Genomic DNA, 26,349 nt, shown 5'->3' with positions numbered 1-26,349 from the left:
GAGAACGGCCCAGGCTCCGCCGGGTCGCCACGCGCGGGGGCTTGTCGGTTGTGGAAGGTATAGTTTCAGCATGTTCGGGTTGACCTTCGAGAAGCTGCTGCTGATCGGGATCATCGCCGTCTTCGTGCTCGGCCCCGAGCGTCTGCCGGGCTACGCCGCGAAGCTCGCCCAGTTCATCCGCAGCGCGCGCGACATGGCCAACGGCGCCAAGGCCCGCATGAAAGACGAGATGGGCGACGACTTCGACGACGTCGACTGGAAGAAGCTCGACCCGCGTCAGTACGACCCGCGCCGCATCATCCGCGAGGCGCTGCTCGACGACACGCCCGCGACCCCCGCCGTGCGGCCGGTGACGAAGCCGGCGACGAGACCGGAGCCCGCGTACCTGCAGCACAAGGCGAAGTCGGCCGGGGGGCCGACCGCGATCGGTGCGGCGGAGGGGGCCGCTGGGGTGGTCGGTGCGGCCAAAGCGGCCAGCGCCGTGGGCGCGGTCGGGCCGACGGGCGTCGCCGGTGCTGCGGCGGGTGCGGCCGCGGCTGCCGCTGCCGCGTCGGGGGCGGGCGCCGAGGGCGACCCGGTCGCCGGAGATCCCGCCTTCCCGGGCGAGACCAGCGGGGAGCACACCCCCGCGCCGATGCCCGCCGTGGCCTCGGCCTACGACTCCGAAGCGACCTGAGCCTCTCGCCCAGCGTGGGGACGGATGTCTCGCCCGGGCGTGAAGACGGATGCGTGGCGGTCACCTGGTGGCGTAGCCGCAGGACTCGGGTTACGACTTCGGGGCTACCTGACCCTCCTGCGCGGCGTGGGGACAAATGCGCGGCGGTCGCCCGGTGGCGAAGCCGACGGCCTCGCGTTATGGCTTCGAAGCTACCTAACCCTCCCGCGCGGGCGTGGAGACGTATGCGCGGCGGTCACCCGGTGGCGAAGCCGCAGGACTCGGAGATGAAGTCGTAGACCTGCTGCTTGACTGCCGGGTCTGCGGCGAGTTCGACGGTTCCTGCTGTGCGGCCGGCAAGCGTGACGTCGAGCGGCAGGACGGTGCCGCGCTTGTCTTCGGCGACGGCGTGAGGATCGCAGCGGGCGGGCACGGCCTCCAGCGTGATGGTCGATGGTGAGTCGCCGGGTGCGACCTCGAGGTCGAGCGGCCAGGATCCTCCGTCGCGGGGCTGCAGGAGGATGCTCGGGCGCACCTCGGTGAGGTGCAGCACGGGGCCGTCCGCGGCTCCGGTGGGGGAGATGCGCAGCTCGAGGAGAGCGGTCGTCCTAGGCCCCGATCCCTCCACGCGAAGACCCGCGAAGCCCAGCGCGGCAGTCGCGGCGACTTCGTGCTGCAAGCAGTCCTCACCCGCGATGCGCGGCAACACCCCGAAGGGGTCGCTCGGCGTGCCCTGGATGGTGGTGGTGTCGTCTCGGCGCGCGCCCGCCACGCCGGAGCCGTCCGTGTCGCCGGTGCGGGTGTCGCTGCCGGTGTCGTTCGCGCTGCCGGCGTCACCTGGGGCCGTGGAGCCGTCTCCACCGTCGCGGACGATCAGCGTGAGCACGGGCGGGCCTTCGGGGGCGGGGCACACGGCGGTGCTCAGCGCTATCGGCAGGTGGCGGGTGAGGCCGGGTGGGATCTCGACGGGGCTACCGCTCCAGTCGACCGGCGCCGCGAACTGGACGCTGTCGAAGCGCGCACCCACAACGACGATCGGCTCGTCGCGAGTGTTCGTGACGGAGAGCTGGAGGCCGCGCTTCGCGTAGTCCGTGCGGCTCTGCAGGATCTCGAGGCCCACCCCGTCGACCACCGTCGGCGAAGGAGCCGACGAGGCGGTGGCCGTGGCCGAGCTCGGCGACGTCGTGCCGCCCACCGGCGCGGTCGCGAACGCGCCACCGGGTGAGCCCGGCCCCGTGCATCCGCTCACCATCACAGCCGACGCCAGGACGAGCGCCGCGACGATATCGCGAATCTGTCTGGGTGCCCACTCGCCACGCGCTACCAGCTCGCCCGTGCCCGTGCCCGTGACCGCGCCGAGTGCGGGACGCTGCGCGTCCGCGCCGCGCATCCGCCTGGGCGCCCGCTCGTTATGCGGCACCAGCTCAGCCGTGCCCGGCCTCGTGCCCGCGCCGAGCGCCGTGAGAAGACCGCGCATCGGCCTGGGCACCCACTCGCCACGCGCTACCAGCTCGGCCGAGCCCTCGCCCGTGCCGAGTGCGGGTCGCTGCGCCGACGCGCCGCGCAGCCGCGCGGGCTGCCGCGCCGCGACGCCCGCGCCGGGGGCGCGGGGCCGGGAGCGGGGCGCGCTCATACCGGGGCGAGCCCCAGGCGGCGGCCCGCGAGGTCGCGGCCGCGGCGCGCCATCGTGGCGGCGACCGCGTCGATGGCGCGGGCGGCGGGGTCGTCGGGGCGGGCGAGCACCACGGGTGCCCCCGTGTCGCCGCCGGTGCGCAGTTCGACGCTGAGCGGCACCGACGCGAGCAGCGGAACCTCGCGTCCGGCGCGCGCCGAGAGCCGGCGCGCGACCTCGGCGCCGCCGCCCGAGCCGAACAGCTCGACGGTCTGCCCGTCGGGCCCGGTGAACCCCGCCATGTTCTCGATGACGCCGTAGACGCTCTGTCCGGTCTGCATGGCCACCAGCCCCGAGCGCTCGGCCACATCGGCGGCGGCGGGCTGCGGGGTGGTGAGCACCACGACCTCCGCGTTGGGCAGCAGCTGCCCCACCGAGATCGCCACGTCGCCGGTGCCGGGCGGCAGATCGAGCAGCAGCACGTCGAGGTCGCCGAAGTACACGTCGGTGAGAAACTGGGCGATCGTGCGGTGCAGCATCGGCCCGCGCCACGCGACAGCGCCGCCGGTCGCCGACGCCTGGGCGGGGTCGATGAACATGCCGATGGAGATGACCTTCACCCCGTGCGCCACGGGCGGCAGGATCATGTCGTCGAGCCTGGTCGGCCGCGCCGCCACTCCCTGCTCGTCGACGAGCCCGAGGATGCCCGGGATCGAGAACCCGTACACATCGGCGTCGACGAGCCCCACCGACAAACCCCGACGAGCGAGCGCCACCGCGAGATTGGCCGTCAGCGTCGACTTGCCCACTCCGCCCTTGCCGCTCGTGATCGCGTACACCCGCGTCAGCGTTCCGGGCCCGAACGGCATGTCCCGCCGCCCCGGCCCCCGCAGCCGCTCGGTGAGCGCGGCCCGCTCCTCCTTCGACATGACGGAGACGTCGACCCGCACCGCGTCGACCCCCGGCACGCCGAGCGCCGCCTCGCGCACGTCGCGCTCGATCGTGGCGGCGGCCGGGCAGCCCACGATGGTGAGCTTGAGCTCGACGTCGGCCACCCCCGAGTCGTCGACCGCGACCGCGCCCACCATGTCGAGCTCGGTGATGGGCCGCCTGATCTCGGGGTCGACGACGCGGGCGAGCGCCCCCCGCACGGCCTCGGGGAGACCGGATGCGGTGGCTGCGCTCACCGGCGCGGGTTCCGCTGCGTGGGCACCGAGCCGGTGGCCGGGCCGAGCAGGGAGGGGGAGGAGGTGGAGGCCGTGCGAGCATCCGTCTCGTCGGGATCGCGGTCTCGGTCGAGCTCGTCGAGCAGCGACCGCAGTTCGGCGCGGATGAACTCCTTGCTCGCCATGTCTTGCAGCGCCAGCCGCAGCGCGACCACCTCGCGGGCGAGGTACTCGGTGTCGGCGAGGTTGCGCTCGGCCCGCTGCCGGTCTTGCTCGAACTGCACGCGGTCGCGGTCGTCCTGCCGGTTCTGCGCGAGCAGGATGAGCGGTGCGGCGTAGCTCGCCTGCAGCGACAGGATGAGCGTGAGCGCCGTGAATCCGATGGCCGCGGAGTCGAACCGCCAGTTCTCGGGGCCGTAGGTGTTGAACAGCATCCACACCACGACGAACAGCGTGAGCCCCACGAGAAACCACGGGGTGCCCATCGCCCGCGCGATCGCCTCCGTCACGCGCCCGAACCGGTCGCGGTTCGTCACGGGGCGCCGCGGGATGACCGTCGTGCGACGGCCCTTCGGGGCGTCGAGCGCCGAGCGCTGCCTGTTATCGCCCGATCGTGCCATGTCCGGTCCTCCTTCCGCGTGCAGGGGTGCGCGGCGCTCCGCTCAGCGCTCGCGAGGGGGTGCGATCCGACACCTCGTCGGTGTCGTCATCGCTGTCGTTACTTCGCCAGTCATCGGGCAAGAGGTAGTCGAGGACGTCGTCAATGGTCACCACCCCGACCAGTCGGTGGTTGTCGTCGACGACCGGGACGGACACCAGGTTGTAGCTGGCCAGGATGCGGGCCACGACCGCCGCCGAGGTGTCGGCGGTGACGGGTTCGAGACCCTGGTCGAGAATCGTGCCGAGCTTCTCGTGCGGGGGGTAGCGCAGCATCCGCTGGAAGTGCACCATACCGAGGAAGCGCCCGGTAGGCGGCTCGAACGGGGGGAGCGTGATGCAGATCGCCGCACCGAGCGCGGGGGCCAGCTCGTGCCGGCGGATGAGCGCGAGACCCTCCGCGACCGTCGCGTCGGCCGAGACGATGATGGGCTCGGTCGTCATGAGGCCGCCCGCCGTGTCGGGGGCGAAGGCGAGCAGCATGCGCACGTCGTCGGCCTCCTCGGGCTGCATGAGCTCGAGCAGGTGCTCGCCGCGCTCGTCGGAGAGCAGGGCGATGAGGTCGGTGGCGTCGTCAGGCTGCATCTGGTCGAGCACGTCGGCGGCGCGGTCGTCGTCGAGCTTCGACAGGATCTCGACCTGGTCGACCTCGGGCATCTCCTCGAGCACGTCGGCGAGCCGGTCGTCGGGGAGCTCTTCGGCCACCTCGAGCATGCGTTGCGGGGGAAGGTCGAGGAGGGTGTTGGCGAGGTCGGCGGGCTTGAGGTCGCTGAAGGTGGCGATGAGCTGCTCGGCTGACTGCGCCTGCCCGGCGGAGGTGCGCTCGCGCACCTCGTCCCACGCGGCGAACACCGTCGCGCCCTTGGCGAACGGGGAGGCGGAGGTCTTGGGGCGGCGCACGAACAGCTGGGCCACCGACCACTCGCCGGGCCCGTGCTCCTCGATCGAGACGTCTTCGATGGTGGCCTGACCCGAGCCGTCGGCGAACACGACCTGGCGGCCGAACAGTTCGGCCACGACCCGCACCTCGCCGCCGCGCTGCTCGAAGCGGCGCACGTTGATGAGACCGGTGGTGATGATCTGGCCGCTCGAGATGCTCGTCACCCGGCCGATCGACACGAACACGCGCCGGCGGCCGGGAATCTCGACGATGAGGCCGACGACACGCGGCGGATCGTTCTTGCGGTAGACCACGAGCACGTCGCGCACCTTGCCCAGGCGGTCGCCCGAGGGGTCGAAGACGGTGCACCCCACCAATCGGGCGACGAAGACTCTGGTGGCACTCACGACTACTAACTTAGACCTTCGCCCCGTGGCTCCGGCCGGGAGCGTTCAGGCGCGCCGGAGGTGGCCGTGGGACAATGCCGGGGTGACCGATCCGCAGCCCTCCGCCCGCCGTCGACCACCGCGCGGAGCCGTCATCCCCACAGGCGAGACGGTCGCCACCTTCGACAGCTACGCCGAGGCGCAGGCCGCCGTCGACCGGCTGGCCCGGGCCGAGTTCCCCGTGAAGGAGCTGTCCATCGTGGGCAGCGACCTCAAGAGCGTCGAACGCGTCACGGGCAAGATGAGCTACGGGCGGGCGGCCCTCGCCGGGGCGCTGTCGGGCCTCTGGGTGGGCATCTTCTTCGGCCTGCTGCTCGTGCTGCTCTCGCCGACGAGCACCACGCCGCTGTTCCTCGTCGCCGCGGCGCTCATCGGCGCCGGATTCGGCCTGTTCTTCAACATCGTCGTGTACAGCATCGGCCGCCGGCGCCGCGACTACACCTCGGTGATGCAGGTGGTGGCGAGCTCCTACGCCGTCGTGGTGGGCGTGGAGCTCGCCAACCGGGCTCGCAACGTGCTCGACCGCTCGGAGGGGTAGGAGGGCGGCCGCGCGGCTCGCCCCGCGCGGGGCCTCCCGGCCGGCCTGCGCCCGCGGGTGCCTGGGGTTCGCGCGGCGCGGGGCGCGCCGCGCCCGCTACGCCTGCGGGTTCAGCCGCGCGTACCAGGCCTCGACGTCGTCGGCCGTGCGCGGGATGCCGATCGACAGGTTCTCGGCACCGTCCTCGGTGACCAGGATGTCGTCTTCGATGCGCACCCCGATGCCCCGGAACTCCTCCGGCACCGTGAGGTCGTCGGGCTGGAAGTACAGCCCGGGTTCGATGGTGAACACCATGCCGGGCTCGAGCACCCCGTCGAGGTACATCTCGCGTCGCGCCTTCGCGCAGTCGTGCACGTCGATGCCGAGGTGGTGGCTGGTGCCGTGCACCATGTAGCGGCGGTGCTGCTGGTTGTCGGCCTCGAGCGCCTGCTCGGCAGTCACCGGCAGGAGCCCCCACTCCGCGGTGCGCCGCGCGATCACGGCCATCGCGGCCTGGTGGATCTCCCGGAACTTGATACCCGGCCGCACGATCGCGAACGCCGCATCGGCGGCCTCGCGCACGGCTTCGTACACCGTCCGCTGCACCTCGGTGAAGCGCCCGTTCACGGGAAGGGTGCGGGTGATGTCGGCCGTGTAGAGCGAGTCGAGCTCCACCCCGGCGTCGAGCAGGATGAGGTCACCCGGGGTGACGGGCCCGTCGTTGCGGGTCCAGTGCAGGATGCAGGCGTGCGGGCCCGAGGCCGCGATCGTGTCGTACCCGACGGTGTTGCCGTCCAGGCGGGCGCGGGTGTTGAACACGCCCTCCACCAGGCGCTCGCCGCGCGCGTGCTGAGAGCTGCGGGCGAAGTCGGCGATCACGTCGTCGAAGCCGCGGGCGGTCGCCGCCACGGCTTCGCGCATCTGCGCGATCTCGTAGGAGTCCTTCACGAGCCGCAGCTCGGAGAGCACCCGGGCGAGCTCGTCGTCGGCGCTGTCGCCCGCACCTGCGGGCAGGGCCGGGTCGGCCTCGCGCAGCACCACGGTGGTCTCGTCGAAGTCGACCGACTCGAAGTCGGCGACACCCTTCGTGGCAAGGGCGAGGTCGCTCGCGACCTGGGCGAGCGAGGGGCGGGGGCCGATCCAGAATTCGCCGATCTCGGGGTTCGCGTAGAACTCGTCGGAGTCACGGCCGGCGCGCTCGCGGAAGTAGAGGGTCGCCTCGTGGCCCGCGTCGGAGGGCTCCAGCACGAGGTAGGCGCCCGGCTCGGCGTCGGAGGCCCAGCCGGTGAGGTACGAGAACGCCGAGTGCGCCCGGTAGGGGTAGTCGGTGTCGTTCGAGCGCTGCTTGGGGGCGCCCGACGGGATGACGAGCCGCTTGCCGGGGAAGGCCTCCGAGAGGCGGCGTCGGCGTTCGGCGGCGAACCGTGCCTGCTCCCGCGCCGGCGGGAGGGTGTCGGTGCGCTCGGCCCAGCCGCTCGCGATGTAGTCGCGGAAGGCGTCGGAGCCCGGCGTCGTGGAGCGGTTGCTCGTGGCGCGGGGTTCGGGGGCGTCGGTGTCGGCGTGGCCCGGGGTGGTGGGCGCGGCGGTGGCAGGCGCGGTGGTCTCCGGCGCGGTGGCGTCGGCGGTGCTGGAGGTCTCGGTGGTCTCGGCCATGCATCCATTCTCCACCCGGGGAGCGGGAGGCCGCCGAACAGCCGGGCGGATGCGGCGGGATACGATGGGGAGATGTCTTCCGCTCGGCTGTTCAGGGAGCCGATCGACCTGCACACGCACAGCAGGGTCTCCGACGGCACCGAGGCTCCGGCCGAGCTGGTGCGGGCGGCGAAGGATGCGGGGCTCGGCACGGTCGCCCTCACCGACCACGACTCCACGGCAGGCTGGGCCGAAGCGGCTGCCGAGGCGACGCGTGTGGGTGTCACGTTCATCCCGGGCATGGAGCTCAGCACGCGCATCGGCTGGTCGAGCGTGCACCTGCTGGCCTACCTGTTCGACCCCGACGACGCCGATCTGCTCGACGCGACGGCGCGCATCCGTGAGGCCCGGCTGCACCGCGCCGAGCAGATGGTGGAGCGCATCGCCCGCGACTACGACGTGAGCTGGGACGACGTGCTCGCCCAGACCGAGCCGGGCGCCACCGTCGGGCGGCCGCACATCGCCGACGCCCTGGTGGCGCGCGGGCTCGCCGTCGACCGGAGTGCGGCGTTCGCGGGAATCCTGCACTGGCGGGCCGGCTACTACCAGCCGCACGACGCGCCCGACCCGCTCGAGGCGGTGCGCCTCGTGGTGGCGGCCGGGGGAGTGCCGGTCATCGCGCATCCGGCGACCCGCAGTCGCGCCGACGTGCAGCTCGACGAGGAGTTCGACGCACTCGTCGACGCCGGGCTGTTCGGGCTCGAGATCGACCACCGCGAGAACACCCCCGAGGGTCGCCGACGGCTCGAGCGCCTCGTGCGGCGCTACGGCCTCGCCGTCACCGGCTCGAGCGACTACCACGGCGCCGGCAAGCCCAACCGCCTCGGCGAGAACACCACCCGGCCCGAGGTGCTCGAGGCGATCATCGCCCGCGCGACGGGCTCCGCCCCCACCTACGCCTGACCCGCCCGCCGCGCCGGCGGCGCGCCGAAACGACGGAGTCTCGTCCCGATACGCCCCGCAGACCCCGTCGTTTCGTCGAAACGGCTCGACACTCCGTCTCTTGATGCGGTGCGAGATGGTCTTCGGGCCGGGGCCGCACCTCCCTCGCCGCCGAAACGGATGGAGTCTGCGGGCGACACGCCGTGGAGACTCCATCCGTTTCGGGAGAGTGGTTCGAACTCCATCGACTTTTGGGGGGAGTGGCGGCGTGCCTTAATGCCTACCACGGCCTGCCGAAACGACGGACTTTCGTCCCGATACGCCGCGCACACTCCGTCGTTTCGTCGTAGCGGCCCCGAAGTCCGTCGTTTCGCCCAGGTGGGTGACGATTTTCGGGGCCACTGCCGCCGCGGCGGCGCCAGCGGCGGGCTACTCGGCGGCGGGGCGGGGGGAGCGGCGGCGGGTGCGGGTGCGGCGGCGGGGGGCGCTGTTGCCGTCGTGGTGCTCGGAGCCGGAGCCGGCCGAGGTCGACTCGGTCGCCGCGGCGGTGGTGGTCGCGGTGCCCGAGGTGGTGTCGGATGCGGTGCCCGCGGCACCCGAGCCACTGCGGCTCCTGGTGCGGTTGCGGTTGCGGCTGCGGGGCGAGCGGCCCTCGCCGGAGCCGGAGCCGGAACCGGCCCCCGCATCCGTGCCGCCGTGCGGGCCCGCGGTCGCGCTGCGCGAGCCCGAGCGCGACCCGCTCTCGGCCGACTTCGGGGCTGCCGAGGCGAGGCGCCCGCGGGTGCCCTCGGGGATGCCGAGGTCGGTGTAGAGGTGCGGCGACGAGGAGTAGGTTTCGGTGGGCTCGGGCTGGCCGAACTCGAGGGCGCGGTTGATGAGGGCCCACTTGTGCAGGTCGTCCCAGTCGACGAAGGTCACGGCGATGCCGGTCTTGCCCGCGCGGCCCGTGCGGCCGGCGCGGTGCAGGTAGGTCTTGTCGTCGTCGGGGATGGTGTGGTTGATGACGTGGGTCACGTCGTCGACGTCGATGCCGCGGGCCGCGACATCCGTGGCGATGAGGATGTCTTTCTTGCCCGCCTTGAACGCGGCCATGGCGCGCTCGCGCTGCTCCTGATTGAGGTCGCCGTGCACGGCTGCGGCGTTGAAGCCGCGGTCGTTGAGCTCCTCGACGAGCTTCGCGGCGGCGCGCTTGGTGCGGGTGAAGATGACCGTCTTGCCGCGACCCTCGGCCTGCAGGATGCGCGCGATGACCTCGTCTTTGTCGAGGTTGTGGGCACGGTAGACGAGGTGCTTGATGTTCGCCTGGGTGAGCCCCTCATCCGGATCGCTGGCACGGATGTGGATGGGCTTGTTCATGAAGCGGCGAGCGAGGGCCACGATCGGGCCGGGCATGGTGGCCGAGAACAGCATGGTGTGGCGGTTCGCCGGCGTCTGCGCGAAGAGCTTCTCGATGTCGGCGAGGAAGCCGAGGTCGAGCATCTTGTCGGCCTCGTCGAGCACCATCTCCTGCACGGCGCCGAGGTTCAGCAGCCGTTGCCCGGCGAGGTCGAGGAGGCGGCCGGGGGTGCCGACGACGATCTGCGCGCCGGCCTTGATCTGCTCAATCTGACCCTCGTACGCCTTGCCACCGTAGATCGACACGATCTTGGTGGGGCGGTTCGAGGCGGCGAGCTCGAGGTCTTCGGTGACCTGCACGCAGAGCTCGCGGGTGGGAACGACCACGAGGGCCTTCACGCCGGGCGCCGGGTCGGTGCCGAGCCGCTGGATGAGCGGGAGCCCGAAACCGAAGGTCTTGCCCGTGCCGGTCTTGGCCTGGCCGATGATGTCCTGCCCGGAGAGGGCGAGGGGGATGGTCTGCTCCTGGATGGGGAAGGGCTCGACGATGCCCTTCGAGGCGAGGGCGTCGACCATGTCGTGGTCGATGGAGAGTTCGGTGAAAGTCACTGTGTGGAAACCTGTCTGGGAAACCCGTTCGATGCGGTGCCGCCGTGGGGGAGAACGGCGCCCGGCTGCGGCTCGTGCGGTGCAGTGCGCGGCGGCGGGGCGATGACCGGCGATGGCGCCGGACGGCGGCGATTGCCCCGAGTTGTCGTCAGGGCCCGAGCCGAGTTTAGCGGAACGGCGGCTCCGACGGACCGGTTGCCCGTCGGGCGGCGCGTCAGAGCGCCCCGCGCGGCCCGGATAGGATTGGCGTCGTGTTCGGATTCCTCCGCCGCCCGAAGGTGCGCATCGACATCCCGCGGCTGAAGCCCCGGGAAGACGTGGCGAACTATCCGAAGGTGAACCTGGCCGAGCTGACGCCCGAGGTGCTGCCCTATCTCGGGCAGGTCGCCTACGTGCAGCTGGCGGTGTTCGAGGAGATCTCGGATGCGATCAACGCGGCCCCCACGGTCGCCGCGAAGCAGATGCTCGCCCCGGCGGCGGGCCAGGCGCTCGACAAGCACGAACGACTCGTGGCCGAGCTGCGGCGCCGCGTGGAGAACCCCTCCGAGGTGATCGAGCCCTTCACCGTCGGCATCGACCGCTACCGCGCCCTGGTGAAGGGCGGCGACTGGTTCGAGCAGCTGGCGAGCGTCTACCTCACCGCCGGCATCCTCGACGACTTCTTCAGCCTGCTCGCCCAGGGGCTGCCCACCGACGTCGGGCCGCGCTGCAAGGCGATCCTCGATGCGGAGGATGCGCGGGGTGCGATCACGGCGCTGCTCTCCGACGCGATCGCCGCCGACCCGGTGCTGGGCTCGCGCCTGGCGATGTGGGGCCGGCGCGTGGTGGGCGACACCCTGCTGGTGTGCCGCTCCGCCATCCACCTCACCGGCAACCCCGAGTCGGACGAGCAGCGCATCGAGCCCGTGTTCACCGAGATGATCGCGGCGCACACCCGGCGGATGGACGGGCTGGGGCTGACTGCCTGAGGCCGCGGGTCTCAGCGGGCCAGCGGGGCCCGGCCGTTCAGCAGCGCGTCGAGGCGGTGAACGTCGTGCTCCTTGCGGCGGCGGCCGACGAGGATGTCGGTGGCGACGACCACGGCAGCGGTGACGACGAGGCTGACCGCCCAGATCCACCCGCCGTCCCACGCCCAGCCGAGCCAGGTGAGGGCGACCCAGACGACCGCCGCGACGGCGGCGCCGACGGCGGGCATGAGCACGACGCCGTGGCGGTCGCGGTCGGGCAGTAGGTAGCGGGCGGCGAGACCCAGGATGGCCCCGCCGAGCGTGATGAACAGCAGTTCCACGGTGCTAGCCGACGAAGCCGACGCGGCGCGACTCTTCGCTGCCGATCTCGACGTAGGCGAGGGCGCCGACGGGCACGACGTAGACCTTGCCCTTGTTGTCGGAGAGCGAGATGTGGGTGCCCGCGGAGGCGAGGGCTGCGGCGACGGTCTGCTCGATCTCGGCCGGGGTCTGGTTCGATTCGAAGGCGAGTTCACGGGGCGAGTTGGCGATGCCGATGCGGATGTCCATGAGGCCAGATTACGGCACCGCCCCACCCGTCGAAGCCGCTGCCCCGCCGAATCCTCCCGCCCTGAGCGAACACCGTCGGCCGGGCGGCGCGGGTCGGCCGGGCGATGTCGGTGGGCGCGGCTACCGTGGGGGCATGACAGTTCAGGCGGGCCTTGCGACCGGAGCGGCGCTGGGCCTCGACGAGGCGCAGCGCGCGGTGCCGTCGAGGCCGCTCGAGTCGTCGTTCGCGGTCATCGGCGCGCCGGGGAGCGGCAAGACGACGACCCTCGTCGAGCTCGTCGCCGACCGCGTGCTGCACGGGGGTCTCGCACCCGAGGAGGTGCTCGTGCTCACCACGACCAGGCAGAGCGCGACGCGCCTGCGCGACCGGGTCGCCCTGCGGCTCGGGCTGCCGAGCAACGGCCCGCTGGCTCGCACCCCGAGTTCGGCGGCCTTCGACCTCGTGCGCCGGGCGGGCACGCGCGACGCACTCCCGGGCTCGCGGCGCGCGGCGCTGCTCACGGGCGCAGAGCAAGACCGCATCGTCGCCGAGCTGCTGCAGGGCGGCGTCGACGACGCCGAGCAGGGCCGGCCCGCCGTGTCGTGGCCGGAGGGGCTCCCCGCCGAGGTGCGGGGGCTCCGGGCGTTCCGCACCGAGCTCCGCGACCTCATGATGCGGGCGACGGAGAACGGGGTCTCGCCCGAGCGACTCGCCCGGCTCGGTGCCGAGCACGGCATTCCCGAGTGGGTCGCGGCAGGGGAGTTCCTGCAGCAGTACCAGAACACGGTCGAGAGCTTCGACGTGGCGCACCTCGACTCGGCCGAGCTGCTCGCCGAGGCGAGGGCTCTGCTGCGCTCGGGTGCCGTCGCGCTCGACGCACGGCTCGTGGTGGCCGACGACGTGCACGACCTGCCGGTCGGCGCGCTCAACCTGCTGCGCGAGTTCGCGCGGCACGGCGCCGCCGTCGTCGCCTTCGGCGACCCCGATGCGGCGACCGCCGGGTTCCGCGGTTCTGACGTGCGGGCCCTCGGCCAGCTCGGCCGCGTGCTCGGCGTCGAGGTGGGGGAGCCGGTCGTGCTGCGCACCTCGCACCGGCAGAGGGGTGAGCTGCGGGCGCTCACGCGCCGGGTGACCGAGCGCATCGGCGCGGCCGCCGCGGGGCGGCAGCGCGACACGGTGGAGCCTGCGGCCGAGCCTACCGCCGGCGATGCGACTGCGGCCGGGCGGGCGGCGGGGCGGGTGCTGCGGATTCAGGCGGATACGCGGGCGGGGGAGATCGCGACGGTGGCGCGGTTGTTGCGGGAGCGGCATCTGCTGCACGGCACGCCGTGGTCGCAGATGGCCGTGGTGGTGCGGTCGGGGTCGTTGGTGCCGGCCGTCGCGCGCGGGCTCGGGCTCGCCGAGGTGCCCACCCGCACCCTCTCGGCGGTGCAGGCGCTGCGCGACGACTACGCCGCGCGGCACCTGGCCGAGGCGCTGGCGGTGGCCCTCGATCGTCTCGAGCTCACGCCCGAGGTCGTGGAGGCGCTCGCCCTCGGTCCGCTCTGCGGTGTCGACGCCGTGGGGCTGCGGCGGCTGCGCCTCGCGCTCCGGCACGAAGAACTGGCGCACGGGGGAGGCCGGCATTCCGACGAGCTGCTGCGCGAAGCGCTCGAGACCCCGGGCGTGCTCGGCGTCATCGACTCGGCACCTGCCCGACGCGTCGCGTCGCTCGGCGCCTCGCTGAACGCGGCGCGCGAGAGCGCCCGCGCCGGCGCCAGCGTCGAGGAGCTGCTCTGGGGGCTGTGGCAGCGCAGCGGTCTCGCCGCGCGGTGGGGCGAGCTGGCGAAAGGCACCGGCATCCTCGCCGACGAGGCCGACCGCAACCTCGACGGCGCCGTCGCCCTGTTCACGGCGGCCCGGCGCGCCGTCGAACGCGATCCCGACCGGCCCGCCGCGCTCTTCGTCGACGAGTTCTTCGGCGCCGAGGTGCCCGAAGACACCCTCTCCCCGCGTTCCCGCACCGGCTCGGTGCTCGTCACCACTCCCACGGGCGTCGTCGGCGCCGAGGTGGCCGTGGTGGTGGTGGCCGGCCTGCAGGAGTCGGTGTGGCCGAACCTGCGGCTGCGTGGCTCGCTGCTGCACGCGCAGCGCCTCGCGCCGCTCGCGGCCGGGCACGCCGATCCCGCCGTCGACGCCGAACCCGGTGAGAGCCGCGCCGAGGTGCTCTCCGACGAACTGCGGATGTTCGCGCTCGCCGTCTCGCGGTCGACCGAGCTCACCGTGCTCAGCTGCGTCGCGAACGACGACGAGCAGCCCTCGGCGTTCTTCGGTCTGGCTCCCGACGCCGACCCGGTTCCCGCCGTGCGACACCCGCTCACCTTGCGGGGGCTCACCGGGCACCTGCGCCGCAGGCTCGCCGAAGACGGTGACCGGCGCGCCGCCGCCGCGCTCGCGCGCCTCGCCGCCGCCGAGGTCGCGGGCGCCGATCCGTCGGAGTGGTACGGTCTCCTGCCCCCGTCGACCGACGAGCCGCTGGTCGACCCCGCCGACACCGACGCCGTGGTGCGGGTGTCTCCGTCGAAGATCGAGTCGTTCGAGCAGTCGCCGCTGGTCTGGTTCGTCGACCAGGTCGCGGGCGGGTCGAAGAGCGTGGCCGCGGGAATCGGCACGATCGTGCACGCCGTCATGGAGCAGGCCTCCACGACACCGGAGCAGGGAACCCGAGTCGACGACCTGATGCGCGCCACCGAGGAGCGCTGGAGCGAGCTGAGCTTCGAAGCGCTGTGGATCGAGGAGCGCGAGAAGCGCGCCCTGCGCACCAAGCTCGAGGGGCTCGCCGACTACCTCCGCGACTTCGACGCGGGGGAGCGCGATCTCGCGGGCGCGGAGGCCCGGTTCTCTTTCCGCACCGGCCGCGCCGAGGTGAACGGGTCGATCGACCGTGTCGAGCGGCTCCCCGACGGGCGGCTCGTGGTGATCGACCTCAAGACCGGCAAGACACCGGTGCGCCGGGCCGACCTCCCCGGGCACGCGCAACTGGCGAGCTACCAGCTGGCGCTCTCGACGGCCTCGGTGGAAGGACTCGGCGCTGCTGCCTTCGTCGAGGGTGCCGTGGACGACGGCTCGGCGGAGGGGGTCGGCGTCGGTCACGTCGCTGCCGGCGGAGAGGGCCAGGCGGCCGGCGTGCCGGAGTCGGGCGGGGCGGCGCTGCTGTACGTCGCGAAGGGGACGCAGAGCATCCGGTTCACCGTTCTCGAGCAGGAGCCGCTCGACGGGGAGGCGCTCGCGGGGGTCGCCGCCCGCATCGAGGCGGTGGCCGAGGGCATGGCCGCCGCCACCTTCGCGGGGGTCGCCGAACCCGAGGAACGCGACGTGCAGAACCGGTACGAGTACCGCATCCAGCTCATCAAGGGCGTCTCCGAATGAGCGACGCGCTGTTCGACCTCGCCGACCTCGATCGCCCCGAGGCGTTCGCGCCGCCCGGGCAGACGCCGGAGCCGACGGTCGGCCGCATCATCCCGGCCGTCGAGATCGCCGACCGGCTGGGGCTGCCGCGGCCCACCCCGCAGCAGCAGGCCGTCATCGAGGCGCCGCTCGAGCCCCGCATCGTCGTGGCGGGAGCCGGCAGCGGCAAGACCGAGACGATGGCCAACCGGGTGGTGTGGCTCATCGCCAACGGGCTGGTCGAGGTGCCCGAGGTTCTCGGCCTCACCTTCACGCGCAAGGCGGCGGGTGAGCTGGCGGAGCGCATCCGCAAGCGACTGAGGGAGCTCGCGGCCTCTGGCCTGGTGCAGCGCGAGCCCGACCCGTTCGACGTGCCTGCCATCTCGACCTACAACGCCTTCGCGAACGGCATCTTCCGCGAGAGCGCCGTGACGATCGGGCGCGAGGGCGAGGCGGCGGTGCTGAGCGAGGCCTCGGCCTGGCAGCTGGCGAGGAAGGTGGTGGTGGGCAGCGGTGACCCGCGGCTGCTGCAGGTCGACCGCTCGGTCGACGTCGTGACCTCGGCGGTGCTGGCGCTCAGCCGTGCGCTCTCCGAGAACGTGGTGGGCTCGGCGGAGGTCGCCGAGTACGCGGAGAGGTTCGTGTCGCTCGCCGAGCTGCCGACGGGCTCGGCCCGGGTGAAGAACGTCTACCGGGCGCTGCAGAGCGCCATCGACGCCGTCGCCCCGCTGCCGCTCGTGCTGGAGCTCGCCGACGCCTACTCCGCCGAGAAGGTGCGCCGCGGCTACGTGGAGTTCTCCGACCAGATCGCGCTCGCGCTGCAGATCGTCGAGAGCTCGCCGGGTGTCGTCGCCGATTACCGCGACCGTTACCGGGTGGTGCTGCTCGACGAGTACCAAGACACCAGCGTCGTGCAGACGCGACTGCTCGCGGCCCTGTTCCGCGACCACCCCGTCATGGCCGTCGGCGACCCGCACCAGTCGATCTACGGCTGGCGCGGGGCCAGCGCGGCGAACCTCGCGCGGTTCCCCTCCGACTTCGCAGCCCCCCGTGGCTCGGCGCCCTTCGCCCTGTCGACGAGCTGGCGCAACCCCACCCTGGTGCTCGACTCGGCCAACGCCCTGGTCGGCCCGCTCTCCTCGGGCGCGGGTGTGGCCGTCGAGCAGCTCTCGGCGCGGCCCGGCGCCGGGGAGGGCGTCGTCGACACCGTCTTCGCCGAGACCGTCGCCGACGAGGCACGTGCCGTGGCCGGCTGGCTCGCCGAGCGGCTGAAGCCCGAGGTACCCGGGGGCACCCGGCCGAGCGCGGCGCTGCTGTGCCGCTCGGTGAAGAAGATCGAGCCGTTCACAGCGGCCCTCGACGCCCGGGGAATCCCGTACCACGTGCTCGGCATCGGCGGCCTGCTCGCCCAGCCGGCCGTGGCCGACCTCGTGTCGACGCTGCGGGTGCTCTACTACCCGACCGCCGGCGCCGACCTGCTGCGGGTGCTCGGGGGCGCCCGCTGGCGGGTCGGCCCGAAAGACCTCATGGCCCTGCGCGCTCTGGCCTCCTGGATCGCCGAGCGCGACCACCGCTTCCAGCGCCTCGACTCCGCGGTTTCACAGCGACTGCGCGGCTCGGTGGTGGCCGAGGAGGACAGGTCGATCGTCGACGCCCTCGACTTCGTCGCCACCGCCGACCCGACGCACTCCGCGCTCGCCGGCTTCAGCGAACCGGGAATCGAGCGCCTGCGTCGCGTCGCCGTGCAGCTCGCCCAGCTGCGCACCCGGGCAGGCCTCGGACTCGTCGACTTCGTCGATCTCGTGCAGCAGGAGCTGCTGCTCGACATCGAGGTGCTCGCGAGCCCCCACGCTGCCGAGGGCCGCGCCGGGCTCGAAGCGTTCTCGGAGCAGCTCGTGGCGTTCCTCGCGCTCGACCCATCGGCCGGTCTCGGCGACTTCCTGGCCTGGCTCGAGGAGGCCGAGAAGCGCGAGCGCCTCGAACCGCGCACCGAGGATGCGGAGCCCGGCACGGTGCAGATCCTCACCATCCACGGCGCGAAGGGCCTGGAGTGGGATGTCGTCGTCGTGCCCCGCCTCGTGGAGGGTGAGCTCCCGGGCGAGCCCCGGTCGAAGCTCGGCTGGCTCACCTTCGGCGAGCTGCCGTTCGACTTCCGCGGAGACGCCGCCGAGCTCCCCGCTCTGGCCTGGCACGGTCTCGAGGCGCAGAACGAGTTCGGTGCGGTGCTCGACGAGTTCCGCGAGGCGAACGCCCAGCACTACGCGGCCGAGCAGCGCCGGCTGGCCTACGTCGCGGTGACGCGGGCTCGGCACTCGCTGCTGCTCAGCGGCTCGTTCTGGTCGACGGGGATGAAGCCCAGGCCACCGAGTCGCTACCTGCGAGAGCTGGAGGCGGCCGGAGTCGTCGCCGAGGGGGTGCTGCCGGAGGCGTCGGAGTTCGAGCAGAATCCGCTCGCCGAGTCGGAGAATTGGATCGAGTGGCCCCGCGATCCCCTCGGTGGCCGGCGCAGCCGCCTCGAGCTCGCGGCCGACGCCGTGCGTGCCGCCGACCCCGGTGTCACGACCCCGTGGGACGCGGAGATCGAGCTGCTGCTCGCCGAACGAGCCGCTGTGGGGGCCGGAGACCGGCTCGAGGTGCCGGTGCGCATTCCGGCCTCACGGTTCAAGGACTACGTCTCCGACCCCGAGGCCGTGGTGAGGGCCCTGCGGCGGCCGATGCCCGAGCGCCCTTTCCGGCAGACGAGACTGGGTACCCGCTTCCACACCTGGGTGGAGGAGCGGTTCCGCGGCGGCGACGACCACCTCGTCGACCTCCCGTTCTCCGGTGGCGACCTGGTCGACGTCTTCGACGACGAGCTCGAGCCGTTCGACGACGAGCTCGAGCCTCTCGGCAGCGAACCCCAACCGCTGGGTGTCGAGCCGCGCGAGGCCGCTCCCGCGACGCCGGCCGGGTCGGGCATCGCCGATCACGGCGACGAGGAGGAGCGGATGCGCGCTCTCATCGAGGTGTTCGAGGCCTCCGAGTTCGCGTCACGGAAGCCCGTGGAGGTGGAGACCGAGATCCACCTGGTGCTCGGCGGCCGGGTGATCGTGTGCAAGATCGACGCGGTCTTCCCCGAGGGCGACGGTTTCCTCGTCGTCGACTGGAAGACGGGCAAGGCGCCCCGCGACGCCGACGACCTGGAGCTGAAGCAGCTGCAGCTCGCGCTCTACCGCCTCGCCTACGCGCGGTGGAAGGGGATCGATCCCGAGCGGGTCGACGCCTGCTTCTACTTCGTTCCCGAAGACAGTGTGGTTCGACCGGAGCGTCTCTACCCCGAGGAGGAACTGGAGCGCCTGGTGCTCACCTCGCTGAGCTGAGCCGCGCGGAGCCGCGCCGCGCTGCGCGGCGCCGCTCAGTCCTCGGCGATGCGGTTCGCGTGCGCCTTGCTCTCAGCGCCCACACTCGTCGCCGACCTGCCGGGGAGCGGCGTGCGGTCGAGCATCGCCTCGACGTCTTCGACCGCCATGATCTGGCCGGTGTCGGTGGAGAGCGGGTTGAGCAGATCGTTCTGCACCGTCGTGCGCAGGGCGTCGAGCATCCCCTCCGCGTCGGCGATGATGCCCTCGTCGCGGCTGTCGATGCCGTGCAGCAGCCAGCGCGCGATCTCGAGCTCGGCGTAGAGGCGGGCGCGCTTGCGCAGCTGGCGGTCGGCCGGGCGGGCGAGCGCGTGCTCGTACGCCGCGAACACGCGGTCGGCGCTCTCGGAGCGCGCCGCGGAGTTCAGCCAGAACAGATCGAGCGCGGGGTCGCCGACTTTGAGCTCCTGCCAGCCGAGCACCCCCATCACCTGGTCGTCGATGACGAGGAACGACTCGGGCCCGAGCGACCCGTTCACGACCGTGGGCTGAAACTGCCAGAGCGCGCTGTCTTCGAGGGCGAGCGACCAGCGGGTGAGCAGCTCCTTCGGCACCCGGCCCGAGGCGGCGGCGCGATCGCTCAGCTTGCGGGAGCTGAGAGCGATCTGGCTGGCCGTGTGGGAGGGGAGCCCCGCATCCGACACCACGGAGGTGGGCAGGGAGTGGATGGCGGCGATCGCCCGGCCGATGGAGTCGCTGGCGCTGCCCTCGCCGCCGACGTCGGCGAGCGTGGCGGGGCGGCCCTGGATGTAGTCGTAGACGACGGCCCTGGTCTGCCCGATGGGGGCCTGGCCGAGCTGGTCGGGGATGTGGAACGGCAGTCGCGTGCGCACGCCGGCGGTGAGGGCGCGGAGGGCGACGAGGTCGCGCGACTGCTCCGACTCGGCGTCGGAGTTCACCGGCACCCGCACCGCGTACTCCTCGCCCGAGCGCAGCGTCACCACAGCGGAGTCGAAGCGGTGGGTGGTGGAGCTCGAGAGCGGACGCGAGCCCACGATGTCGGCACCGGCGACGGCCGAGGTCGCGAGCGCGGCTAGAGTGAGGTGGGATCTCGCCATAGCCTCTAGGGTAGGGCGACCTGGTCCGGCCACGGTTTTCGCCACGCACGATTGGGCAACCATGTCACGCGCTTTTCAGGCTTCGCTGCCTCTCGCCCGCCACGGCGTCGACCGCGATCACGCCACCCGCTCCGACCCGGCTGCGCTCGAGGCGCTGTGGGCCTCTGCCGAGGCGCGCGTGCTGCTGCTGCACCGCGGTCGGGCTCTGGCCGCGTCGGGGGCGAACCCCGTCGGCTGGGACGGCTTCGGCACGGCACCCGAGGTCACCGTGCGGCCGGTCATCGCACTCACCGAGCCGTCGCTGCTCCCCGACGCGCTGCGGAGCGCCGAGGGCGACTCCGCCCCGGTGAGGCTCTACCTCGGCCGGGTGACGTCGGGCTCCGCCGAGCTGCCGGCGGGCTCGCCGCTGTTCGCCCTGGCGCTCGACGACCTGCTCGCCGAGTCGTACCCGGAGCCCGCCGAGTGGCTCGACCTGCGCATGGTCGCCGCCGACCTCGACGACGTGGGCGCCGGCGTGTTCACCGAGGCGCTCGCGATGGCCAACTGGCACGCCACCCACCGGTTCTGCCCCCGCTGCGGCTCGTCGACCACGATCGAAGCGGGCGGCTGGGTGCGCCGCTGTACGAAGGAGAACGTCGAGCTGTTCCCGCGCACCGACGCCGCCGTGATCGTGGGCATCGTCGACGCCGACGACCGCCTGTTGCTCGGCTCCAACGCGCTCTGGGAGAACAACCGCTTCTCGCTCCTCGCCGGCTTCGTCGAGCCGGGGGAGTCGCTCGAGTCGGCGGCGGTGCGCGAGATCGGCGAGGAATCGGGGGTGGTCATCGACGACCCCGAGTACGTGGGCTCGCAGCCGTGGCCGTTCCCCGCATCCCTCATGGTGGGGTTCATGGCACGGGTCTCGCCCGACCACGCCGCCGAGCTGCGGCCCGACGGAGACGAGATCCTCGAGCTGCGCTGGTTCACCCGCGAGGAGATCGCCGACCCCCGGTCGGACGTGCTGCTGCCCGGCCGCTCCTCCATCGCGCGCGCCATCGTCGAGCGCTGGTTCGGCGGGCCGCTGCCCGAGCGGGAGAGGGCATGACGGGTTCGTCTGCCGACGACCTCCTCACCGCGCTCGACCCCGAACAGAGCGTCGCCGCGCGCGCCCTGCTCGGACCGGTGTGCATCCTCGCCGGTGCGGGCACGGGCAAGACGCGGGCGATCACGCATCGCATCGCCTACGGCGTGGCGACCGGGGTCTACTCGCCGAACCGGGTGATGGCCCTCACCTTCACCAGTCGCGCCGCCGCCGAACTGCGGTCGCGCCTCCGGCCATTGGGCGCGGGCGGGGTGGCGGCGCGCACCTTTCACGCCGCCGCGCTGTCGCAGCTGAACTACTTCTGGCCGCAGGTGGTGGGCGGCGAGGCCCCGAAGATCATCGACAACAAGGCGAAGGCCATCGCCCACGCCGCCGAGCTTATGAAACTGCGGGTCGACACGGCGACCCTGCGCGACATCGCCGCCGAGATCGAGTGGCGCAAGGTCTCCAACCTCAGCATCGAGGAGTACGGGCTCGCGGCGCGCACCTCGCGCACGCTGCCGTCGAACCTCGGCGTCGAGCAGATGCTCGAGCTGCAGCAGCGCTACGAGGCGCTGAAGGATGAACGCCGCCAGCTCGACTTCGAAGACGTGCTGCTCGCCACGGCGGGCATGATCGAGCTCGAGCCCTCGGTCGCCATCCAGGTGCGTGAGCAGTACCGCTTCTTCGTGGTCGACGAGTTCCAGGACGTCTCGCCGCTGCAGCACCACCTGCTCGAGCTGTGGCTCGGCACCCGTCGTGACCTCTGCGTGGTGGGCGACGCCAGCCAGACCATCTACTCCTTCGCGGGTGCGAGCGCCGACTACCTGCTCGGCTTCGAGCGCCGCCACCCGAGCGCCACCGTCGTGTCGCTCGAGCGCAACTACCGCTCCACCGAGCCCATCGTCGCCGCCGCGAACCGATTGATGCGGGGGAGACCCGGGGCACTCACCCTCCACGCGGCGTCGCGCCAGGCGGCGGAACCGCACGAGGCCCGCACCGCCCCGCCGGCCACCGGTGCGCCGGCCACCGCGCCGCCGCCCACCGCCCCGCCTGCCACCGGTGCGGCCCGAGCCCCCGAGCCGCCCGAGCCCGTCGTCACCGCCTATCGCGACGACCTCGCCGAGGCGGCCGGCGTCGCCGCCCGCATCGCCGCTCTGGTGGCGGAGGGCGTCGCCCCGAACGACATCGCCGTGCTCTACCGCGTGAACTCCCAGTCGGCGCCCCTCGAGCAGGCGCTCACCGACGCGGGCGTCAGCTACCAGCTGCGCGGGGGCACCCGGTTCTTCGACCAGCCCGATGTGAAGCGCGCCGTGATGGAGCTGCGGGCCGCATCGGTATCGATCACCGAGGAGCCGCTGTTCAAGTCGGTGAGCGACGTGCTGCGCTCCCGGGGGTGGACCCAGCACGAACCGGAGGGCGTCGGCGCCGTGCGCGACCGCTGGGAGTCACTCAACGCGATCATGGGCCTGGCCGAGTCGATGCCCGCCGGCACGACCTTCCGCGAGTTCACCGACGAGCTGATGGCCCGGCAGGCCTCCCAACACGAACCCACGGTGCGCGCCGTCAACCTCGCCACCCTGCACTCGGCGAAGGGTCTCGAGTGGCCGGTGGTGTTCATCGTGGGTGTGGCCGAGGGGCTCATCCCGATCAGTCACGCGAGCGGCCTCGAGGGTGCCGATGAGGAGCGCCGCCTGCTCTACGTGGGCATCACGCGGGCACGGGAACGGCTCGAGCTGTCGTGGGCGGCGGCCGGGGTGCGTCGAGGAGTCGACCGTCAGCCCTCCCGTTTCCTTCAGGAGACCGGCATCCGCACTCGGGATGAGGCCTGACCCGCTCGACCACGAGCGCGTCGCCGAGCGTCGACGGCCCTCCCGCGGCTCGGGGCGACGAGCCGCGGGAGGGGTGGAGCCAGCGCACGGCATGGTCGCCCCAGCCGCACCCGGGGTCGGCGAGGTGCTCGCGCGCGACCCGCTCCACGAGCGGCACCGCCACCGCGATGCCGAGTGCATCGGCCGCCGGGGCCGCTCGGTCGACGAGCTGAGACGCGACGGCCGGCCAGCACGGGTCGGCGTCGCGGCGAGCGAGCTCGAGGCAGCTGGCGCAGGGCCCTGCACCCGGCCGCACCACCGGGCCCACCCGCACCGAGCGGTCGCCGAACTCCACCAGCAACTGCGGGATGTCGCGCCGCAGCCAGGCCGCAGCGCGGCGCGGCGCCGTGGCGAAGGCCGAGACGACCACGGCGAGCTCGACCGGGTCGTCGGGGGAGCCGAGCCGGGCGCCGCCGCTCGCGAACTGCGAGGCGATGCTCTCGGCGGCCTGCCCGCGCCCGTCGACGGCGACCCAGGGCCCGGGCGGCGGAACCGCGGTCTCGTCGACATCGACGACGGCCGGCCCGAGTCGCGCGAGGAACGCTGCGAACCGAGCCGGCCCGCACCCGCGTTCGGCGAGCAGACCCTCCGCGACGACGCGGGAGACGCCGCGCGCCAGCAACCCGATCGCGAACTCCTCGACCGGCAGCACCTCGTCGAGAACGGCGACCGGGTGCTCGACGCCGAACTGCACGCAGCTCGGCGTGCGCCAGACCAGGGGATGCGCGGCGTCGAGACGGAGGACCATCCACGAATCGTGCACCACGAAGCGGCAGGCTCCACGGTTATCCACAGGGCGAGGGCGGGGCGGACGAATCCGCCGCCCTGTGAGGGAACCCCCTAGGGCGCAGGCGGCTGATCGCCGCCACGGTCGCCGCCGTCGCGGTCGCCACCCTCGCGGTCGCCCCCGCGCCCCTCCTCCTCGCGGAGCAGGTCTTCCAGCGCCTGGTCCATCTCGTCGGGCTCGGGCTCGCCGGCCTGCAGCCGCGCCACGAACGCCGCCGGGTCGTCGAGATCGGCCGAGGTGGGCACCAGGTCGGGGTGCGACCAGAGCGCGTCGCGCTCCTCCTGGCCCACCGCATCCGTCACCGTCTGCCAGAGTGCCGCGGCGTCGCGCAAGCGGCGCGGCCGGAGCTCGAGGCCGATGAGCGCGCCGAAGGCCGACTCGGCGGGCCCGCCCGTCGCCCGGCGGCGACGCACCGTCTCGGCGATGGCGTTCCAGCGCGGCAGCCTGGCCGAGGCCTGCGCGGTGACCACGTCGACCCAGCCCTCGATGAGGGCGAGGGTGGTCTCGAGGCGCGAGAGGGCGTGTAGCTGCTGCTCCGACTTCGGCGGGATGAGCGCTCCGCTCGCCATCGCCTCCTTGAGCTCCTCGGGATCGGAGGGGTCGAAGCTCTCGGCGAGTTGCTCGAGCCGCTCGGTGTCGATCGTGATGCCCTGCGCGAACTCCCGGATGGAGGAGATGACGTGCAGGCGCAGCCAGCGCGCGTGCCGGAACAGCCGGGCATGCGCCAGCTCGCGGATGGCGAGGTAGAGCTGCACCTCCTCGGCCGGGATGTCGAGCCCCTCGCCGAACACGGCGATGTTCTGCGGCACCAGCGCCGCCTGGCCCTCTTCGAGCAGCGGGATGCCGATGTCGCCGCCCGACACGACCTCCTGCGCGAGCCTGCCGACGATCTGGCCGAGCTGCATCGCGAACAGGGTGCCGCCGAGGTTGCGCATGAGCTGGCTGGCGCCTGCGATCATGCCCGCCATCTCTTCGGGCGCCTGCTCCTTCAGCACGTCGGTGAGCGCATCCGAGATGCTGAGCGCCACCGGTTCGGCGATCTCGGTCCAGACCGGGATGGTCGTGGTGGCCCACTCCTCGCGGGTGAGCAGTCGCGGCGCCTCGGTGCTGCCGGAGAGGCCGGTCACCTCGTCGAGCCAGAGCGACGCGATGTGCAGCGCCTGGTCGAGCTGGCCGCGGGTCTGATCGGTGACCGAGAGGCTCCCGGCGCCGGCGATCTCCTTGGCCTGGGCGCGCGCGGCGTCCCAGTTCACGCCGTCGCTGCTGGCCCGCATGGCGTTCTGCAGCTGCGCCATGAGCTGAGACACCGCTGCCGGGTCTGAAGGGAGGCCGGCAGCGCTCGCCAGCTTCGACGGGTCGATGTCGGAGTTGCCCGAGAGGAAGGATTGCAGCATCTCGCGGAACTCGTCCTCGGGCTTGTCGCGTGGCTCGTCACTCACGATGTGTCCTTCCTTGCGCTCCCGACAAGCTCCATGCGGGCTGTCAGACTGTGCTCCTACGCTAGCCCGTGGCCCAGCGCCCAGGCTGGGTTTTCCATAGACTCGAGCACCGTGCCGTGCGCCCGTGGCGAACATCCGGCCGCGAGCCGCAGCGAGAGGATTCCGTGAGCCTGTTCGAACCCGCGGAGGGCGATCCCCGGCCGCGACCCTCCCGTCGCGCCCGCACCGGCTGGACCGTGCTCATCATCGGCCTTGTGCTGGGGCTCGTCATGAGCTTCCTGCCCGCCCCCTACGTCATCGAGCAGCCCGGGCCGGTGTTCGACACCCTCGGCACCCAGCAGCACGACGGCGAAGACGTGCCGCTCATCTCGATCGAGGGCGCCGAGACCTACCCCACCGCGGGCACCCTCGACATGCTCACCGTGTCGGTTCGCGGCACGCGCGAGCAGCGCCCCTCGTGGGCCGAGATCCTCACCTCGTGGTTCGACTCCAGCCGCGCCGTGCTCCCCATCGACTCCGTCTATCCGCCGACAGTCACCACCGAGCAGCGCAACCAGGAGAACGCCGCGCTCATGGTCGACAGCCAGCAGGAGGCCGTCGCCGCAGCCCTCACGCACCTCGACATCGCCTACGAGACCCGGGTCGACGTCGCCGCCGTCGACCCCGACGGGCCGAGCGCCGACGTGCTCACCGCGGGCGACGTCATCCTCTCGGTGAACGGCGTGTCCGCCGACGACCTCGAGGCGCTGCGCGCCGCGCTCGCCGAGAACGGCACGGATGCTGCGGCGAGCGTGCTGGTGCGCCACACCGACGGCAGCGAGGAGACGCTGTCGATCGTGCCGGTGGTGTCGGAGCAGACGGGCGCCCCCGCCATCGGCATCAGCGTGGGCTACGAGTACACCTTCCCGTTCGACGTGGAGATCAAGCTCGACGACGTGGGCGGCCCGAGTGCCGGCATGATGTTCGCGCTCGGCATCATCGACCGGCTCACCCCGGGTGAGCTGAACGGCGGCCAGAACGTGGCGGGCACCGGCACCATCGACGCGCAGGGCAACGTCGGCCGCATCGGCGGCATCCGCCAGAAGATGTTCGGTGCGCGCGACGCGGGGGCCACCTGGTTCCTGGCGCCCGCGGGCAACTGCGACGAGGTCGTCGGTCACGTGCCCGACGGCATCCGGGTGTTCGCGGTGTCGACCCTCGACGACTCGATCGCGGTGCTCGACGCCATCTCCTCCGGCGGCGACACCTCGACGCTCCCCACCTGCGACAGCGTGCTCGCCGGGCAGTGACGACCGCCGCGATGGGGGAGTGACCACCGCCACGACAGGGCGGTGACCGCCTCATCCGCCGCAGCGCGGCGCC

Annotated in this window: 18 protein-coding genes and 1 pseudogene; 9 read left to right on the top strand and 10 right to left on the bottom strand. The window is 72.7% G+C overall.

The window, feature by feature from the left end; translation table 11 throughout:
• Positions 1-70: 70 nt before the first annotated feature.
• A pseudogene (locus HL652_RS10015) lies at positions 71-373 on the top strand (Sec-independent protein translocase family protein); the annotation flags it as partial.
• A 538-nt stretch (positions 374-911) separates the two neighbouring features.
• Here HL652_RS10015 and HL652_RS10010 read toward each other — a convergent pair.
• The 4 genes from HL652_RS10010 to HL652_RS09995 are packed head-to-tail and all read right to left on the bottom strand — an operon-like array spanning position 912 to position 5,377.
• Positions 912-2,288, bottom strand: coding sequence for a hypothetical protein (locus HL652_RS10010; protein ID WP_171705191.1), 1,377 nt, complete (start codon positions 2,286-2,288; stop codon positions 912-914).
• Positions 2,285-3,454 (bottom strand): P-loop NTPase, encoded by a 1,170-nt coding sequence (locus HL652_RS10005; RefSeq protein WP_253743769.1) that lies wholly within the window; start codon positions 3,452-3,454, stop codon positions 2,285-2,287. Before HL652_RS10005 ends, HL652_RS10010 begins: the two co-directional genes overlap by 4 nt.
• Positions 3,451-4,053, bottom strand: coding sequence for a DUF1003 domain-containing protein (locus tag HL652_RS10000; RefSeq protein WP_171705190.1), 603 nt, complete (start codon positions 4,051-4,053; stop codon positions 3,451-3,453). The genes HL652_RS10005 and HL652_RS10000 overlap by 4 nt, the downstream gene beginning before the upstream one ends.
• A complete protein-coding gene (locus HL652_RS09995) occupies positions 4,034-5,377 on the bottom strand; it encodes a magnesium transporter MgtE N-terminal domain-containing protein (protein WP_171705189.1) in 1,344 nt (447 codons plus the stop codon). The genes HL652_RS10000 and HL652_RS09995 overlap by 20 nt, the downstream gene beginning before the upstream one ends.
• Before the next feature lie 82 nt (positions 5,378-5,459).
• Here HL652_RS09995 and HL652_RS09990 point away from each other — a divergent pair, with 82 nt between their 5' ends.
• Positions 5,460-5,954, top strand: coding sequence for a YflT domain-containing protein (locus HL652_RS09990; protein WP_253743767.1), 495 nt, complete (start codon positions 5,460-5,462; stop codon positions 5,952-5,954).
• Between the two features lie 96 nt (positions 5,955-6,050).
• Here the strand turns inward: HL652_RS09990 and HL652_RS09985 are convergent, their stop codons facing one another.
• Positions 6,051-7,586, bottom strand: a complete 1,536-nt coding sequence (locus tag HL652_RS09985; protein WP_171705188.1) for an aminopeptidase P family protein — start codon at positions 7,584-7,586, stop codon at positions 6,051-6,053.
• 72 nt (positions 7,587-7,658) lie between these two features.
• On the opposite strand from HL652_RS09985, the gene HL652_RS09980 reads away from it, so the two are divergent.
• A complete protein-coding gene (locus tag HL652_RS09980; RefSeq protein WP_171705187.1) occupies positions 7,659-8,528 on the top strand; it encodes a PHP domain-containing protein in 870 nt (289 codons plus the stop codon).
• A gap of 408 nt (positions 8,529-8,936) precedes the next feature.
• Here HL652_RS09980 and HL652_RS09975 read toward each other — a convergent pair whose 3' ends face one another.
• Complete coding sequence (locus HL652_RS09975; protein ID WP_171705186.1) at positions 8,937-10,451, bottom strand: DEAD/DEAH box helicase; 1,515 nt, start codon at positions 10,449-10,451, stop codon at positions 8,937-8,939.
• 251 nt (positions 10,452-10,702) lie between these two features.
• On the opposite strand from HL652_RS09975, the gene HL652_RS09970 reads away from it, so the two are divergent.
• On the top strand, positions 10,703-11,419 hold the full coding sequence (locus HL652_RS09970; RefSeq protein ID WP_253743765.1) for a ferritin-like fold-containing protein: 717 nt from the start codon (positions 10,703-10,705) through the stop codon (positions 11,417-11,419).
• An 11-nt stretch (positions 11,420-11,430) separates the two neighbouring features.
• Here HL652_RS09970 and HL652_RS09965 read toward each other — a convergent pair whose 3' ends face one another.
• Both HL652_RS09965 and HL652_RS09960 read right to left on the bottom strand, forming a co-directional pair.
• On the bottom strand, positions 11,431-11,739 hold the full coding sequence (locus tag HL652_RS09965) for a hypothetical protein (RefSeq protein WP_171705185.1): 309 nt from the start codon (positions 11,737-11,739) through the stop codon (positions 11,431-11,433).
• A gap of 4 nt (positions 11,740-11,743) precedes the next feature.
• On the bottom strand, positions 11,744-11,968 hold the full coding sequence (locus tag HL652_RS09960) for a DUF3107 domain-containing protein (protein ID WP_171705184.1): 225 nt from the start codon (positions 11,966-11,968) through the stop codon (positions 11,744-11,746).
• 133 nt (positions 11,969-12,101) lie between these two features.
• Here HL652_RS09960 and HL652_RS09955 point away from each other — a divergent pair, with 133 nt between their 5' ends.
• Together HL652_RS09955 and HL652_RS09950 are read left to right on the top strand one after the other, a co-directional pair.
• Positions 12,102-15,356 (top strand): PD-(D/E)XK nuclease family protein, encoded by a 3,255-nt coding sequence (locus HL652_RS09955; RefSeq protein ID WP_171705183.1) that lies wholly within the window; start codon positions 12,102-12,104, stop codon positions 15,354-15,356.
• On the top strand, positions 15,353-18,733 hold the full coding sequence (locus tag HL652_RS09950; RefSeq protein ID WP_171705182.1) for an ATP-dependent DNA helicase: 3,381 nt from the start codon (positions 15,353-15,355) through the stop codon (positions 18,731-18,733). Before HL652_RS09955 ends, HL652_RS09950 begins: the two co-directional genes overlap by 4 nt.
• Before the next feature lie 35 nt (positions 18,734-18,768).
• Here the strand turns inward: HL652_RS09950 and HL652_RS09945 are convergent, their stop codons facing one another.
• Positions 18,769-19,830: a phosphotransferase gene (locus tag HL652_RS09945; RefSeq protein ID WP_171705181.1), complete on the bottom strand. Its 1,062-nt coding sequence runs from the start codon at positions 19,828-19,830 to the stop codon at positions 18,769-18,771.
• A gap of 61 nt (positions 19,831-19,891) precedes the next feature.
• Here HL652_RS09945 and nudC point away from each other — a divergent pair, with 61 nt between their 5' ends.
• Both nudC and HL652_RS09935 read left to right on the top strand, forming a co-directional pair.
• A complete protein-coding gene (nudC, locus tag HL652_RS09940) occupies positions 19,892-20,914 on the top strand; it encodes an NAD(+) diphosphatase (protein WP_171705180.1) in 1,023 nt (340 codons plus the stop codon).
• A complete protein-coding gene (locus HL652_RS09935) occupies positions 20,911-22,722 on the top strand; it encodes an ATP-dependent helicase (protein WP_171705179.1) in 1,812 nt (603 codons plus the stop codon). The genes nudC and HL652_RS09935 overlap by 4 nt, the downstream gene beginning before the upstream one ends.
• A gap of 879 nt (positions 22,723-23,601) precedes the next feature.
• Here the strand turns inward: HL652_RS09935 and HL652_RS09930 are convergent.
• Positions 23,602-24,987, bottom strand: a complete 1,386-nt coding sequence (locus HL652_RS09930) for a zinc-dependent metalloprotease (RefSeq protein WP_171705178.1) — start codon at positions 24,985-24,987, stop codon at positions 23,602-23,604.
• 164 nt (positions 24,988-25,151) lie between these two features.
• Here HL652_RS09930 and HL652_RS09925 point away from each other — a divergent pair, with 164 nt between their 5' ends.
• On the top strand, positions 25,152-26,276 hold the full coding sequence (locus HL652_RS09925; protein WP_171705177.1) for a YlbL family protein: 1,125 nt from the start codon (positions 25,152-25,154) through the stop codon (positions 26,274-26,276).
• The last annotated feature ends 73 nt before the right edge of the window (positions 26,277-26,349 follow it).

The sequence above is a fragment of the Herbiconiux sp. SALV-R1 genome (assembly GCF_013113715.1).
Taxonomy (GTDB): Bacteria; Actinomycetota; Actinomycetes; order Actinomycetales; family Microbacteriaceae; genus Herbiconiux.
Note: the sequence above shows the minus strand (reverse complement) of the source record. Positions and strands in the feature narration are given on the sequence as shown.